This is a genomic window from Paenibacillus phytorum (assembly GCF_013141715.1).
In the GTDB taxonomy this organism is placed as follows: Bacteria; Bacillota; Bacilli; order Paenibacillales; family NBRC-103111; genus Paenibacillus_E; species Paenibacillus_E phytorum.
Genome location: NZ_WHOA01000078.1, coordinates 1 through 1,684 on the forward strand (window position 1 = coordinate 1; position 1,684 = coordinate 1,684).

At 46.9% G+C, this 1,684-nt stretch carries 2 pseudogenes; both read right to left on the reverse strand.

Annotation, left to right across the window (positions count from 1 at the left end):
* Nucleotides 1-949 precede the first annotated feature (949 nt).
* Nucleotides 950-1,201: pseudogene (locus tag GC098_RS41160) on the reverse strand (NAD(P)H-dependent oxidoreductase); the annotation flags it as partial.
* Nucleotides 1,202-1,210: 9 nt separating this feature from the next.
* A pseudogene (locus GC098_RS41510) lies at nucleotides 1,211-1,624 on the reverse strand (group II intron maturase-specific domain-containing protein); the annotation flags it as partial.
* Between the last annotated feature and the right edge of the window lie 60 nt (nucleotides 1,625-1,684).

Below are 1,684 nucleotides of genomic sequence, written 5' to 3' on the forward strand. Positions count from 1 at the left end.
ATCAAGAATGATGTCAGTAATTGCCTGAGCATCACAATTTGCATGCTGTACCTCAACTAACCCGGTTGCAAGATATCATCTCCCCCTCAAAAAGATTTGAGATAGCATTAGGACTAGTAAAAATAAGGGTCTCTACTAACCCTTTCATTTTGAAGTTCAAATCGGGTATTTGAATTCCAAAGAGAATATTCGATGAAGAGCCACCATTCCGGTTGTGAGTAAACGATTTCTCCGGGAAAAATGAGCAACTCCTTCGGTGGAGGGTGCCATGCCTTAAGTGATCAGCTCAAGGCCGCGAAGTGTTCATTTAATCTTCGTCTTCATCTCCCTACTCTACCGCACGGCGAGTGAAGGGTGCAGGGACGCACTCCTGCATTTCACCTTCTGAGCTTATAGAGCGCCTCTTTACGAGCCGAAAAAATCCCGTGCAGCAGGGGTGTGTCCTCACCCGCGTTCACTGCATCCTCTTTCATCTCATGCCGCTCCACTCTACGCGTGAGGATTCTTCGCTGCCGCTCCAAGTTCCTCGCAGCTTCCGTGGCCTTCGTCGATATTCCCGCGACTCGGCTTCCTCGTCTCCCTCGGCCTTTTTGACGACGCGGCAGGATTCACTTCATGTTACGGCTTGGCATGTCGCTCGCTCAGTCTCCGACCGGTACTTTCGTCGATGTACTTCATACGCACGGATTTCGACGTACGCAGCCCTCCTAGCTACGGGGGGGCTTGGCCCCTCCCGCGACCGGACTTTCACCGGCTAGAAGATGCGTGCCTTGTGGCATGCAGAAAATGAGCATTGGGGACTCTCACTCTCAGCCGAATAGTTAATTTGGCCGTTTAATGTATCTGTGTTTGTATGGGTAATACGTCTTGAAAATGAAAGATACGTATTAGAGAGTCCAACTTCCGAATTCATTTTGATTTTGACTGTCACAAATGGCATTAGACACGGCTAGACAATTACTTTCTTTGCCAGACGCGCTGCCGCTTCTTGGGCCTCATTTTTTGCTTTATCCAACACGTTTGCTTTGTGAAGCTTGCTTGTACCTTGAGCTCGGATAATTTGGTAATCCTTTATGCCGAGGAAGTTAAACATAGATTTGAGGTACTTGTGTGAGAATTCATTATCTGTATACCAATCGTTATTCGTGTAGATAGCGCCACTTCCTTGAATCACGAGTAGACTACGTGCGTCGGTTAGTAAAGTGAAGAATGGACTACAAGCTACACGCCAATATCCCTTTCGGGTATTTCCCCATTCGAAGGCTTTATCTTTAGGAACTCCTAAAGATAGAAGCCTTTTTACTTTGGTCTTAGGTTTCTTCCATTATTTCCAGAGACACATTCGCAGACGTCTCCGTATCCACTCGTCTAGTCCTTGAAAGATGGATGGTGTATCCGCTAAAGCAAAGTAACCACACCATCCAGTCAGGTATTGATTCAGTTCTTTAATTCGTTGCTCCAACGAAAGTGTTCTTTTCCGCGAGGTAATCTCCCGAATTTTCGTTTTCATTTTCTGCGAAGCAATTCGAATCTTAGGGTCATTGTTCCATTTAAAGCTGCAACGTTTTTGGGTCGCCGGTTGGTATGGTCTTAGAAAACGCGTTCTCCATCTCCTTTCCACACTGAGCGACAAATTCGGCGTCATTTAAAACGGATTTGCCCTGAACCCGTTCCGCGACCGCGA